Annotated in this window: 10 protein-coding genes; 5 read left to right on the forward strand and 5 right to left on the reverse strand. The window is 70.1% G+C overall.

Annotated elements, in window-relative coordinates; all coding sequences use genetic code 11:
• Nucleotides 1-10 precede the first annotated feature (10 nt).
• Nucleotides 11-388 carry a DUF779 domain-containing protein gene (locus tag VHAB30_RS13610; protein ID WP_159277375.1) on the reverse strand — a complete coding sequence of 126 codons (378 nt, stop codon included), beginning with the start codon at nucleotides 386-388 and terminating at the stop codon, nucleotides 11-13.
• Nucleotides 388-1,908: an aldehyde dehydrogenase gene (gene adh / locus VHAB30_RS13615; protein WP_159277376.1), complete on the reverse strand. Its 1,521-nt coding sequence runs from the start codon at nucleotides 1,906-1,908 to the stop codon at nucleotides 388-390. Before adh ends, VHAB30_RS13610 begins: the two co-directional genes overlap by 1 nt.
• A gap of 234 nt (nucleotides 1,909-2,142) precedes the next feature.
• On the opposite strand from adh, the gene VHAB30_RS13620 reads away from it, so the two are divergent.
• Both VHAB30_RS13620 and VHAB30_RS13625 read left to right on the forward strand, forming a co-directional pair.
• The gene (locus tag VHAB30_RS13620) at nucleotides 2,143-4,035 is read left to right on the forward strand and encodes a sigma-54-dependent Fis family transcriptional regulator (protein ID WP_159277377.1); all 1,893 of its coding nucleotides are present in this window, start codon (nucleotides 2,143-2,145) and stop codon (nucleotides 4,033-4,035) included.
• 56 nt (nucleotides 4,036-4,091) lie between these two features.
• On the forward strand, nucleotides 4,092-4,922 hold the full coding sequence (locus tag VHAB30_RS13625) for a class I SAM-dependent methyltransferase (protein WP_174250222.1): 831 nt from the start codon (nucleotides 4,092-4,094) through the stop codon (nucleotides 4,920-4,922).
• Between the two features lie 7 nt (nucleotides 4,923-4,929).
• Here the strand turns inward: VHAB30_RS13625 and VHAB30_RS13630 are convergent, their stop codons facing one another.
• Complete coding sequence (locus tag VHAB30_RS13630) at nucleotides 4,930-5,730, reverse strand: DUF1266 domain-containing protein (protein WP_159277378.1); 801 nt, start codon at nucleotides 5,728-5,730, stop codon at nucleotides 4,930-4,932.
• Between the two features lie 40 nt (nucleotides 5,731-5,770).
• On the reverse strand, nucleotides 5,771-6,772 hold the full coding sequence (locus VHAB30_RS13635) for a hypothetical protein (protein WP_159277379.1): 1,002 nt from the start codon (nucleotides 6,770-6,772) through the stop codon (nucleotides 5,771-5,773).
• A gap of 330 nt (nucleotides 6,773-7,102) precedes the next feature.
• Between VHAB30_RS13635 and VHAB30_RS13640 the strand changes: the two genes are divergently transcribed.
• The 3 genes from VHAB30_RS13640 to VHAB30_RS13650 all read left to right on the forward strand — a co-directional run bounded on the left by VHAB30_RS13640 (nucleotide 7,103) and on the right by VHAB30_RS13650 (nucleotide 12,072).
• Nucleotides 7,103-7,489 (forward strand): DUF4259 domain-containing protein, encoded by a 387-nt coding sequence (locus tag VHAB30_RS13640; protein WP_159277380.1) that lies wholly within the window; start codon nucleotides 7,103-7,105, stop codon nucleotides 7,487-7,489.
• Nucleotides 7,490-7,709: 220 nt separating this feature from the next.
• Entirely contained in the window at nucleotides 7,710-10,874 is a 3,165-nt protein-coding gene (locus tag VHAB30_RS13645) for a hypothetical protein (RefSeq protein WP_159277381.1), read from the forward strand.
• 154 nt (nucleotides 10,875-11,028) lie between these two features.
• Complete coding sequence (locus VHAB30_RS13650; RefSeq protein WP_159277382.1) at nucleotides 11,029-12,072, forward strand: RNA methyltransferase; 1,044 nt, start codon at nucleotides 11,029-11,031, stop codon at nucleotides 12,070-12,072.
• Here VHAB30_RS13650 and VHAB30_RS13655 read toward each other — a convergent pair.
• The gene (locus VHAB30_RS13655) at nucleotides 12,065-12,817 is read right to left on the reverse strand and encodes an alpha/beta fold hydrolase (protein WP_159277383.1); all 753 of its coding nucleotides are present in this window, start codon (nucleotides 12,815-12,817) and stop codon (nucleotides 12,065-12,067) included. The two genes, VHAB30_RS13650 and VHAB30_RS13655, sit on opposite strands and share 8 nt — an antisense overlap.
• Nucleotides 12,818-12,970: the final 153 nt, after the last annotated feature.

The raw sequence follows: 12,970 nt of genomic DNA on the forward strand, positions 1-12,970 counted from the left end.
GGCTCGGACCCTACTCCGCCCCCTCGGCCTCGAGCACCGCCCACTCCGCATCGGTGAACAGCCGCGAGCGCGTCAGAAATCGCACCCCCAGCGGCCCTTCGAGCGAGAACATGCCGCCGCGCCCCGGCACCACGTCGATGATCAGCTGCGTGTGCTGCCAGTACTCGAACTGCGGCCCGCTGGTGTAGAACGGCATGCCGCCGATGCGGCCCAGCAGCCGGTCGTAGTCGCCCACGATGAACTCGCCCTGCGCGTAGCACATGGGTGCGCTGCCGTCGCAGCAGCCGCCCGACTGATGGAACATCAGCGGGCCATGCCGGGCGGCGAGGTCGTCGATGAGCGCGAGCGCCGCGTCGGTCGCGGTGACGCGCAGGACCTCGCCGGTCATCAGAAGAAGCCCAGCTTGTTCTCGCTGTAGCTCACGAGCAGGTTCTTGGTCTGCTGGTAGTGGTCGAGCATCATCTTGTGGTTCTCGCGCCCGATGCCCGATTGTTTGTAGCCACCGAAGGCCGCATGCGCCGGGTACTGGTGGTAGCAGTTGGTCCACACGCGCCCCGCCTGGATGCCGCGGCCCATGCGGAAGGCGCGGTTCATGTCGCGGCTCCACACGCCGGCGCCCAGGCCGTAAAGCGTGTCGTTGGCAATCGCCAGCGCCTCTTCCTCGTCCTTGAAGGTGGTGACCGACACGACCGGGCCGAAGATTTCCTCCTGGAAGATGCGCATCTTGTTGTGGCCGCGGAACACGGTCGGCTTCACGTAGTAGCCATCGGCCAAGTCGCCGTCGAGCTGCTGGCGCTCGCCACCGATGAGCACCTGCGCGCCCTCCTGCCGGCCGATGTCCAGGTACGACAGGATCTTTTCCAGCTGTTCGCTCGAGGCCTGCGCGCCGATCATGGTGGCCGCGTCGAGCGGGCTGCCCTGCTTGATCGCGGCCACGCGCTTCAGTGCGCGCTCCATGAAGCGGTCGTAGATCGATTCCTGGATCAGCGCGCGGCTCGGGCAGGTGCAGACCTCGCCCTGGTTCAGCGCGAACATCGTGAAGCCTTCGAGCGCCTTGTCGAAGAAGGCGTCGTCGCGTTCCATCACGTCGGCAAAGAAGATGTTGGGCGACTTGCCGCCCAGCTCCAGCGTGACCGGAATGAGGTTCTGGCTCGCATACTGCGAGATCAGCCGGCCCGTGGTGGTCTCGCCGGTGAAGGCGATCTTGCCGATGCGGTTGCTCGACGCCAGCGGCTTGCCCGCCTCCACGCCGAAGCCGTTGACCACGTTCAGCACGCCCGGCGGCAGCAGGTCGCCAATGACCTCCATCAGCACCAGGATCGACACCGGCGTCTGCTCGGCGGGCTTGAGCACCACGCAGTTGCCGGCCGCCAGCGCGGGCGCGAGCTTCCACACGGCCATGAGGATCGGGAAGTTCCACGGAATGATCTGGCCGACCACGCCGATGGGCTCATGAAAGTGGTACGCGAAGGTCTCGTGGTCGATCTCGCTGATGCCGCCTTCCTGCGAGCGGATGCACGAGGCAAAGTAGCGGAAGTGGTCGATGGCCAGCGGCAGGTCGGCGGCCATGGTCTCGCGGATCGGCTTGCCGTTGTCCCAGGTCTCGGCGGCGGCTAGCATGGCCAGGTTTTCCTGCATGCGGTCGGCGATGCGGTTCAGGATGTTCGCGCGCTCGGTGGTCGAAGTGCGGCCCCAGGCGGCCTTGGCCTTGTGGGCGGCGTCGAGCGCGCGCTCGATGTCGGCGGCGCTGGAGCGCGGCACTTCGCAGAAGACCTTGCCGGTGACGGGCGTGATGTTGCCGAAATACTGGCTCTCCACCGGCGCGACCCATTCGCCGCCGATGTAGTTGCCGTAGCGCTTCTTGAAAGGCACCGCGGTACCGAATTTGCCCGGTTCGAGCATGTCCATGGGTTGTCTCCGTTGGGTAAGGTGTGAACGGGCGCCGCGACATGCGGCGGCCCGCACAGGCACCGCAAGCGGCATACCCGCGCGGATCGGGACAATCCCCAAGCCCCGCGCCACAGGGGCGCGGCCCGCGCAGAGGGTTTCCATTCGCAATCTGCGACAGATGGGCGCGACGGCGGCGACTACGATGTCGCACAAGGCGAATCGCCGGCAATCCCGCCCACGGAGTTCCGCAAGATGAGTGAAGCTTCCGCACCCTCGGTCAGCGTCGCGCAGGCCCGCGAGCTGTTCTTCGCGCAGGGCCGCGACCCGGCGCCGTGGATCGCGCCGCACATCTCACGCTCGTGGCAGCGCAGCCGGCCGGTCGATCCGCATTGCATCGACCCGACGCCCATGGCGCCTTCGCTGCTCAACGAACGTCGCGAGCAGGCGATGCGCCTGCTCAGCTGCGCGCAGCCCGAACTCGACGGGCTCGCCGAGCACGCGGTGGGCAACGGCTGCATCGTCGCGCTATCGGACGCCAGTGGCCTGATCCTCGAGGAGATCGGCAGCCCCGACTTCCTGCCCAAGGCCCAGCGCGTGGCGCTGCAGCCCGGCGTGGAATGGTCGGAGAGCCACCGCGGCACCAACGCCATCGGCACCGCGCTGGCCGAGCGCGAGGCGCTGATGGTGCTGGGCGGCGAGCACTACCTGGCGCAGAACGGCCGGCTGGGCTGCGCGGCGGCGCCCATCTTCAGCGGGCGCGGCGAGCTGGCCGGCGCGCTCGACATCTCGGGCGAGACCGCGCGCGTGAACCACCACGCCCTGGGCCTGGTGCGCATGGCGGCGCAGCAGGTCGAGCACCGCATGCTGCTGGCCGAGGCCTCGGGCCACGTGCTGCGCTTCCATGCGCGGCCGGCGTTGATCGGCACCGCGCGCGAAGGGCTGATGGTGATCGAGGGCGGGCGCATCGTGGCGGCCAACCGCGTGGCGCTCGACCTCTTCGGGCGCACGTGGGAGGGCCTGCTCGACCTCGATGCCGAAGAATTCCTGGGCGCGCAGTGGCCGCGCATGGAGCACCGGCGCAGCCTGCTCACGCTGCCGGGTGGGCGCCAGATCGCGACCGTCATGGAACGCACCGGCACGGCGAACAGCGGCACGGGCCGCTCCGGCGCGCGGCAGGTGATGGCCGCGAACGCCGCCCCCCTCGACAACGACGACGTCGTGCGCCCATTGCTGGCGCGCGCCGTGCGCGTGCTCAACGAAGGCGTGCCGGTGCTCGTGAACGGCGAAACCGGCAGCGGCAAGGAGGTGTTCTCGCGCCGCCTGCACGCCGCCAGCCGCCGCAGCGCCGGCCCGTTCGTGGCGGTCGATTGCGCCTCGCTGCCCGAGACGCTGATCGAGGCCGAGTTGTTCGGCTACGAAGAAGGCGCCTTCACCGGCGCGCGCCGCAAGGGCATGCCGGGGCGCATCCGCGAAGCGCACGGCGGCGTGCTCTTTCTCGACGAGATCGCCGAGATCCCGCTCGCGCTGCAGACGCGCCTGCTGCGCGTGCTCGAAGGCCGCGTGGTCACGCCGCTGGGCGGCGGCCAGGGCGTGGCGGTCGATTTCGACCTGGTGTGCGCTACGCACGCCGGCCTGCCCGCGCTGGTCGAGGCCGGGCGCTTTCGCGCCGACCTGATGTACCGCGTGGCCGGCTTCACCGTCGCCCTGCCCGCGCTGCACGAGCGTGCCGACCGGCGCGCACTGATCGCGCGGCTGTTCCTCGAATCGGGTGGCGCCGCCAAGCACCTGTGCCTGGAGAACGACGCGCTCGAACGCCTGGCCGCCTACCGCTGGCCCGGCAACGTGCGCGAGCTGCGCAGCGTGCTGCGCGCGCTCGTGGCGCTGGCCGACCCGGGCGATGCGGTGACGGCCGATGCGCTGCCCGCGCACCTGCACGACGCCGCCCCCGTTGCCGACTTCAACGAAGCCACACTGTCGCAACCCAACGCGCCGCTGCAGACCATCACGCGCCACGCCATCGACGAAGCCCTGCGCGCCTGCGACCACGACGTGGCGCGCGCGGCCCGCCGGCTCGGCGTTCACCGCAGCACCGTGTACCGCCATCTCGCGCGCCAGCGCCCGCCCGCGGGCAACACCAAAGACTGACTTGCCCGCACGCGCGGGACCGGCCAGACTTTGCGCATGGCCCTGCCCCCGCATTCATGACCACCGGCAAATCCGCGCGCAAGCTCTCGGCCGTGCCGTCCACCTTGCGGATTCCGCTGGCCGCGCGGGCCTCCGGCGATGCGCTCTTTCCGCAGATGGCCGTGCGCGACGCCTACGCCGCCGGCATCCTCGAGCAGATCCGCGACGACGACCATGCCCTGCCCGACGACCGCACGACCATCTACGGCATCCTGGCGCGCACGCGGCGCTTTCGCAGCCTGGCGCAGGACTTCCTCAAGCTGCACCCAGGCGCGCGCGTCGTGAACCTGGGCTGCGGCCTGAGCCACTACTTCCAATGGCTGGACGACGGCAAGTCGCGCATGACCGATGCCGACCTGCCCGAGGTGCTGGCCCTGCGCCGCGAGCTGCTGCCCGAAACGCATCCGCGCCACGACCTGCGCGAACTCGACCTCACGGCGCCCGGCTGGTGGGAGCAGCTCGGCCTGCCGCGCAAGCGCCAGGCGCAGCCGGTCTTCCTGTTCACCGAGGGCGTGCTGATGTACCTCACGCCCGAGCAGGTGAACGCCGTGTTCACCACCTTCGGCGAACGCGCGCCTGCGGGTTCGGTGCTGGCCTTCGACGCGATGTGCTGGCTGGCCGTGGGCCGCGCGCGCCAGCACCCTTCGGTGCGCGCGACCGGCGCGGAGTTCCAATGGGGCCTGCGCCGGTACGAAGATCTCACGCAACCCCATCCGCGCCTGCACCTGGACGGCACCTACCGCGTGATGGAAGGCATCGGCTGGCCCTACACGCTGTTCGCGCCGATGGTGCTGTTCTTCCTGGGCGTGCCGATCTATGCGGTGTACGCGCTGAAGGCGAAGGACTAGGACCTCTTCAGGCGAAAGGCACGCTGCGCCACGGGCTGCGCGTATCGCTCAGCAGCAGGCGGTTGGCGCGCAGCAGATGCTCTTCGCGCGCATCGGAGTACTGCCAGATCAGGCCCGCCGCGATGTAGGCGGCGCTCACCTGCGACCAGCCGGCATAGGCCGCGCGCACCTGCGATGCCAGGCCGCCCGCAAAGTCCGCGAACTCCGCGCGGTCGATGAAGCCCAGCTGCACGGCCCAGCGCGACAGGTTGACCAGGCGCACCGCGTCCCAGGCCACCAGGTTCGTCAGCTGATCAGGCGCCACGCCGAAGTGCTTGCGCAGGGCCTGGACCCAGCTCTGGCTGCCCGTCATCAACTGACTCAGCTCGGCGCTCGAATGTCCGGTCTGCGCAGACAGCGCCCGCATGTCCAGGTGCTCGCGCGCCTTGATCTGGAAGAACGCGGGAAACCATGCGTCCATGACCAGGCGCAGCACGCCGGGCGTGGACTGCACCGCCGCATCGATCGCGCCGATGGCCTTCCAGGCCGGCAGGTACTTCGCGCGCTGCCCTTCCTCGGTCAGCCAGCGCGCGGTCTGCTCGAAGCTCGCGCGGTCGCTCACGTTCCACACCTGCGCGATGCCTTCGCGCAGGGTGTCGTTGTCCTTGCCGGTGAGCACCGCGTTCACGCAGTCGCCGTTGAAGGCCGACAGCGGCGTGCTCAGCGTGACCAACCATTGCTCCTGCGCGGAAAGCGCGGGCGCTGCGGCGTCGAACTTGAGCTTGTCGTTGTCGAGCATCGCGTGCGCAAGCGTGTCCTTGAACCCCATGAAAACTCCTCCGAATCTTGTTGAATGGCGCGCGGGCGGATCAGGCCTTCGATTGCAGGCGCACAACCTCCTGCTGCAGAAACGCAAGGAAAGGTGCGCGCAGCGATTCCTTCATGTGCGCGGGCAGCGCCATCGGCGGGGTCGAGCCCGTCAGCAGCTGGTCGCCCTTCTCTCCGATCTGCAGCGCACGCACCTCCACCCGCTCCAGCGCGATGCGCAGCGGCGACTCCATCAGGTCCTTGCCGTACAGCGCCTGCGCGGTGAGCGCCACGCCGTAGGGGCCGCCGAAGAGCGGAAAGTCGGCCAGCGCGAACTGCAGCGTCTCGCCCGCGGGAATCTGGAACTTGTCCGTCACCTTGCCCAGCTTCTTGGCCAGCTTCGGGTTGGCGGGGTCGAGCAAGGTGTCGACTGCGCCGTGGTCGGCCACCAGCTCGGCCAGCGTCCAGACGCGCTGCTGCGCCTGCCGCTGGCTGCCGTTTTCCGCGTGGTACGCGACCACCGCCGCGACCGTCGGCGCCAGCAACTCGCCGCAGCGTTTGAGCAGCACCGGCTCGGGCGCGTCGGCCACGCCGGACCAGTCTTTCCACGCCTTGAAGCGCGCGAGCAGCGTCGAGACGAACGAAGGTGCGTCGTCCGTGCGCGCCGGCAAGGCATGGCCCTGCGCCGGTGGCGGTGCGGCCGACAGCACGGTGAAGTCGTCCTGCACGTACACCGCCTGGTCGGTCAGCAGCAGGCCCTGAGAGGTGCGCTTGCCGCTGAGCCGGTTCATGGCGTGGTAGCCGAGGAAGAAGAGCGGGATCTCGTCGCCCAGCCACGGCCTGGGCAGGTACATCTGCTCGACCGCCTGCGCGAACACCTGCGGCGCATCTTCGTGGTCGGGGTGGTCCGCCTGGTCGGGCAGGAAGGAAAAGGCCGACAGGTCGGCATGCAACGGTGCCTGCACCTGTTGCTGCACGCGTGCGCGCAAGGCATCGCCGTGGCGCGCGCGTTCGGGCGGCAACGCGCCCAGGTGATCGGTGAACGACGAAAAAACGAATGACATGCTGAATCTCTCCCTGAAACCGTGGTTGTGAATGGGTAAGCGGCCCGGCATCTGCTTCCGTGGGCCATGCACGGCAGATCGGCCGTGACCGCGGCGTGTCCTGGAAGGACACCGCCGCAACGCCGACCCAAGGGAAGTGTTCCCCGGCGGCTCACGGACTGGATGATCACGCGCCCCCATGTCAGGGGCGCGGCCATGCTACTGGGAAGCGTCGCCTGGCATTCTGACGAATTCTGCGAGGCCGCGCGATCACGAGATTCGCGCCGCTAGCATCACCGCATCTTCAAACCGTGGCCGCACCGCGACACGCCACACACGGGAGTCAAACGAATGGGTACATGGTCGACAGCAGGCTTCGGCAACGACGAGGCACTCGATTGGCTGGCTGAACTGCAGGAAGCCGATGACGCGCTCGCCTTCATCCGCGAGACGCTGGATTCAGGTTCGACCGAAGGCACCGTCGCCGCGGCCGAAGTGCTGGCACTGCTCGCCGGACACGGCAGCGCCGATGTGCACCCGGACGCGATCGACTGGTGCGCCGGCAAGGCCGCGCCGCCCACCGACCTGCGCCATGCCGCCGCCGACGCGCTGCAGGCCATCCTCGACGACCCCGACGCGGACGGGCACGACACCTGGGCCGAGCTGGGCGAGGACGACGAGGACTACCTCGCGTGGCTGGCCAACCTGAAGAGCCTGCAGGTCCGGCTGCGCGGCTGAACCGCGCTGAACGCGCCCGGCGTTCCGGCCAAAGCGTGCGCCGTGTTACGTAACGAGTGGCGACAGCTGCCCGTTTTGCACCATTGGCCTGACAGGGCCATTTGCACAAAAATCGTTTCGAATCAAAGAGATACGGCGTTTTCGGCCCGTCGTTGACGGCCGAAGTCGAAGGCGGCACGCATGTTGCCCTCTGTAGTCATTTATTTGACGAGGAGGCCGCATGACCACCACCGTATCGCCGATCGCTTCGATCCCCGCCGCCGCCGAAAGCGGCGCCCCCGTGGTGCTTGCACAGGCCAGCGTCACCCCCCTGGGCCCTGTCGCCTCGAGCGCCCCCATGGCCGCGCCCGCCGGGCCGACCAGCCTGGGCACCCTGTCCAACGCCACGCCCGGCACGGTCGTCATGCGCGACGGATTTCGCATGCCGGTGGACGGCAACCAGACCCTCATCGCCGGCGACCGCGTGATCGTGCCCGACGGCGGGCAGGCCAACGTGCTCTTCCCCGGCTCGGCCACCAACAAGGCGCCGCTGGCCGGTGTGTTCGCGGGCGGCACCGACGCCACCATCACCTCGACCAAGCTCTCCAGCGGCCTCGAACAGGTGAACGTCGACGTGGCCGCCGGCAACCTCGATGTCACCTCGCCCGACAGCGACGCGGAAGCCGCAGCGCTCGCCGTGAGCAAGAAGACCGCGGCCGGCAGCGGCATCGGCCTGGGTGAATTCGCACTCGGCGCACTGGGCGCCATCGGCCTGGGCGCCGCGCTGAGCGGCGGTGGTGGCGGCGACGGCGGTGGCTTTCCCCTGTTCGTCTCGGGCATCGGCGACAGCGACGCGGATGCCGATTCAGATGCCGATGCTGACGCCGACGCCGACTCGGATGCAGACGCCGATGCCGATGCCGATTCGGACGCCGACGCGGATTCGGATGCAGACGCTGATGCCGATGCAGACGCCGATTCGGACGCGGATGCCGATGCCGACGCAGACCACCTGCTCGATCCGGGCGACGGCCTCGCCGGGCACCTGCTGGGCGCCCTCGACAACGCGCTCGGCCTGGGCGGCGGTGCGACCAACGTGCGCAGCGCCTCCGGCTCGTCGGGCACGCTGGCCTCGCTGATGCCGGTGGCCGACGGCCTCACCGACCTCGTCGACGACCTGCTCTCGCCGGTCACCGGCGAGGAGTTCAAGCCCAACGATCCCAACGAGTTCGAACCGGTGGACAACGCGGTCGAAAACATTGCCGTTCACGTGGGCGGCGTGCTGACCCCCGTGGTCGACGGCCTGCTCGGCGAAGGCCTGACCGACGCCCTCGTCGGCTCGCTGATCGGCCAGGTCGACTACCTGACCGACGCGCTGGGCAATGCGCTGGAGAACGTGCTGGGCAGCGAAGGCCTGCTCGGCGGCATCACCACCCCGCTGGGCCTGGACGGCCTCGTGGACGACCTGCTCGGCACGGACGGTGTCGTCGGCCAGGTGCTCGAGGGGCTGCTGGGTGACGGCAGCCTTCTGGGCAGCGTGCTCGGCGAAGACGGGTTGATCGGGCAGTTGCTGGGGGATGATGGGCTGCTGGGAGGCGTGCTGGGCGATGGCGGTTTGCTGGGCGGCGTGCTCGGTGGCGAAGGCGGCTTGCTGGGCGGCGTGCTCGGTGGCGAAGGCGGCCTGCTGGGCGGTGTGCTGGGTGACGACGGCCTGCTGGGCGGTTTGCTCGGCGGTGAAGGCGGCTTGCTTGGCGGTGTGCTGGGCGATGACGGCCTGCTGGGTGGTGTCCTCGGCGGTGAAGGCGGCTTGCTCGGTGGTGTGCTGGGTGACAACGGCCTGTTGGGCGGCTTGCTCGGTGGCGATGGGGGTCTGCTCGGCGGCGTGCTGGGCGACGACGGCCTGCTGGGCGGCGTCCTCGGCGGTGAAGGCGGCTTGCTTGGCGGTGTGCTGGGCGACGATGGCCTGCTGGGTGGCGTCCTCGGCGGCGAAGGCGGCCTGCTCGGCGGCGTGCTGGGCGACGACGGCCTGGTCAACGGCCTCCTCGGTGACGAAGGCATCCTGGGCGGCGTGCTCGGCGGCGACGGCGCCCTGTCCGGCCTGCTCGGCAGCGGAGGCCTCACCGGCGGACTGCTCGGTGGCGACGGACTCGTGGACAGCCTGCTCGGTCCCGACGGCGCAGTCGGCTCCCTGCTGAACGCGACCCCGCTGGCCGGCCTGCTCGGCGGCGAAGACGGCTTGCTCAGCGGCCTGGTGGGCGATGACGGGCTCCTGGGTGGCGTCCTCGGTGACGACGGCCTGCTGGGCGGTGTGCTGGGCGACGACGGCATCCTCGGTGCCGAAGGCCCGGTCGGCGGCCTGTTGAATGGCGTCCTTGGTGGCGACGGTGGCGGCCTGCTCGGCGGTGTGCTGGGTGACGATGGTTTGCTGGGCGGCCTGCTCGGCGGTGACGGCGGTCTCCTGGGTGGCCTGCTCGGCGACGACGGCCTTCTGGGCGGCGTCCTCGGTGGCGAGGGAGGCCTGCTCGGCGGCGTGCTCGGTGACGACGGCCTGCTGGGTGGCGTCCTCGGCGGCGAGGGAGGTCTGCTCGGCGGCTTGCTGGGTGACGAAGGCCTGCTGGGCAGCCTGCTCGGCGGCGGCGACGGCGGATTGCTTGGCGGCGTGTTGGGTGACGACGGCTTGCTGGGCGGTGTCCTCGGCGGCGACGGTGGTCTGCTCGGTGGATTGCTGGGCGACGACGGCTTGCTGGGTGGCGTCCTCGGCGGTGACGGCGGTCTGCTCGGCGGCGTGTTGGGTGACGACGGCCTGCTGGGCGGCGTCCTCGGCGGTGACGGTGGTCTGCTTGGCGGTGTGCTGGGTGACGATGGCCTGCTGGGCGGTGTCCTCGGCGGCGACGGCGGTCTGCTCGGTGGCGTGCTGGGCGACGACGGCCTGCTGGGTGGCGTCCTCGGCGGCGATGAAGGTGGCCTCCTCGGCGGCGTGCTCGGTGACGACGGCCTGCTGGGCGGCGCCCTCGGTGGCGGCGAAGGCGGCTTGCTCGGCGGCATCGTCGGCGAAGACGGCCTCGTGGGCAGCCTGCTCGGCGGCTTGCTCGGAGGCAAGAGCCCCGTCGCGGACATCCTGGAGCCGGTGTCGTCGGTGCTCTGTCATGCAAGCGATGCCGTGGCACCGGTCGTGGCCGAGGCCACGCAAGCCGCATCCGGCGCCGCGGTGCCCGCAGCCGACATCCTGGCCGGCGCCAGCTCGGCGGTTGCCCCGGTGGTCGCGGAAGTGGTGAACACCGTCGAGCACGCGGTCACGCCGCTGGTGTGTGAGGTCGTGGCCCCGATCACCAGCCTGCTCGACCACAGCGGCACAGGCTCCGCGCTGGCGCCCGTGACGAACATCCTGCACGGCCTGCTGGGCTGACCGAAGGTGGGAGAGGCCGGCAACGGCCCTCCCCCTTGTTCCAATTCGCGCACACGAAGGCGCAGCGCACCGCTTCCGGCGCGCTGCGCCTTCGCACGTCTGCCGTGCACAATCGGCGCTCCCGAGACCAGAGCCCCTCTGCCCCACGCCGCGCATGCGAATCCACGAACTGAAACGACGACTCCGCGAGGCCGGGGCCGGTCCCAGCCACGAGCAGCGCATCCTGCGGCTGTGGTCGCACGCGCTGCCACGCAACAGCGGCAGGCGCCTGCCGGCCACCTTCTTCCCGTCGTCGCTGATGGAAGCCCTGCCGGCCATCGAAGCCGAACTGGCGGGCCTGGCGCGCATCCATGCGGTTCACCCTGGCGCCGACGGCTCCGAGCGGCTCCTCGTCGCGCTGGCCGATGGCCAAACGGTGGAAAGCGTGCTGCTGCCGCGCGACGGGCTGTGCGTGTCGTCACAGGTCGGCTGCGCCGTCGGGTGCCAGTTCTGCATGACGGGCCGCGACGGCCTGCTGCGCCAGGTCGAAAGCGCCGAAATCATTGCGCAGGTCGCTCTCGCGCGCCTGCGCCGGCCGGTGCGCAAGGTGGTGTTCATGGGCATGGGCGAGCCGGCGCACAACCTGGACAACGTGATCGAAGCGATCGAGTTGCTCGGCACCGTGGGCAACATCGGCCACAAGAACCTGGTGTTCTCCACCGTCGGCGATCCGCGCGTGTTCGAGCGGCTGCTGCAGGCGCGCGTGCGGCCCGCGCTGGCGCTCTCGTTGCACACGACCAATGCCGAGTTACGCCGCAAACTCCTTCCGCGCGCGCCGAACCTGACGCCCGAAGCCCTCATCGACGCGGGCGAGCACTACGCCCGCGCGACCGGCTACCCGATCCAGTACCAGTGGACGCTGCTCGAAGGCGTGAACGACGGGCCCGAGGAAGTCGAAGGCATCGTTCGGCTGCTGTCGGGCAAGTACGGCGTGCTGAACATGATCCCGTTCAACACGGTGGAGGGCGTGGCCTTCGGCCGCCCGTCGCGCGAGCGCTGCGAGCAGATGGCCCGCACGCTGCACGAACGCGGCATCCTCACGAAGCTGCGCTACTCGGCCGGCCAGGACGTCGATGGCGGCTGCGGCCAGCTGCGGGCGCGCGCGGCCGAAGTGCGGGTGACCGTGCCGATCCGCCGCGCCGACGACCGGCTCAGCTGAGCGAGGCCACCCAGTCCCACACCGCGCCGGGCGCCTCGACCATCACGTTGTGGCCATGCGGGCCCAGGTCGCGGGCGTCGGGGTCGAGGGAACGGGTCTGTTCCATCGTCACCAGCGCGTCGTGGCGGCCCTGGCCGAGATGGACGAGGCAGCGCGCCAGGCCGACCAGTTCGGACAGCGGCGGCTTGCCCACGGCATTGGCGCGCGGGTCCATCGCAAGGCGCCAACCCTCCTCATCTTTCGTCACGCCGCGCGCCACGACGGGCGCCGTCGCGTCGGCGATCGCCGCCAGGCCAGAGACCTTCAGGTAGCGGTCAACTGCCTCTTCTTTCGTCGCGAAACGCTTGGCGGGCTGCGTCGCCAGCATCTCCATGCGGCGGACCTCTTCATCGCTCCATGCGACCTTGATGCCCGCCGCGAAGACCGCGTGCGGTGCGACGCCGAACCATCCCGTCGCAAGCGCCAGGCCGATCACGCCGCCCAGCGAATGGCCGAGCACCACGAGCCGGCCTTCGGGCTGCAGAAGCGGCAGCACCGCACGCGCCACGGTGGCGGCGTGCTGGCCGATGGCGTAGGAGGCCTGCCGGTCCGATGCGCCGTGCCCGGGCAGGTCGAGCGCAAGCCAGCGGCCACGCCAGCGCGCACCGGCCTGCGCGCACAGCGGCGACCACACCGCGCCTGTCGCGCCCATGCCGTGCAGCAGCACCAGCAGGTCCGGGCCTTCGCCGCCTTGTTCCGTGTACATGTCCTTTGTCTCCTGGCACTTTCGATGGCGCGAGAATACCCGGCGACGCCCCGAAAAGGGCCCGATCGGCACCCGCTGCCGCAAGACAGCGCGGGGCCTTGTCCGGCCCCGTTTGCGCGGAATGGCTGACGCGCCGTACCCTGTGGTCCGGGG

This window comes from Variovorax boronicumulans, assembly GCF_009811375.1.
Lineage (GTDB): Bacteria > Pseudomonadota > Gammaproteobacteria > Burkholderiales > Burkholderiaceae_C > Variovorax > Variovorax boronicumulans.